The sequence below is a fragment of the Hafnia sp. HMSC23F03 genome (genome assembly GCF_001816025.1).
Classification (GTDB): domain Bacteria; phylum Pseudomonadota; class Gammaproteobacteria; order Enterobacterales; family Enterobacteriaceae; genus Hafnia; species Hafnia paralvei.
The window spans coordinates 132,763-133,043 of sequence record NZ_KV824190.1 but is presented as its reverse complement, the minus strand read 5'-3'; the positions used below and the strand labels follow the sequence as shown (position 1 = coordinate 133,043).

1 protein-coding gene is annotated in these 281 nt (G+C 54.4%); it reads left to right on the top strand.

Translation table 11 applies throughout. The features are described 5' to 3' along the window. Nucleotides 1-281 (top strand): hypothetical protein (locus HMPREF3091_RS22810; protein WP_246839946.1); only part of this gene is annotated, 281 nt, incomplete at both ends.

Below are 281 nucleotides of genomic sequence, written 5' to 3'. Positions count from 1 at the left end.
TTGTGTAATATTCCGCCCGCCAGTCCATACCGAGCTTCATTGGTTCTTTATCCGAGATGCCATCTTTGTTCCGGTTTGGAACGTCAATATCCTATGGGATTACGGTGAAATGTTTCGTTCGCCGGTCAGCAAATACGTTTCCATGAGCCTACTGGCGAAGGCGACCGATGAGAGCCCCGTTGCGCGGGGGCTCTCAACTCGCGCGCTTTTGTCCGAGACGCCATTTCCGCTCCTGTTTGGTATCGCTCATCCAGGGCGCCCCAAACTCCGTCACGACATCC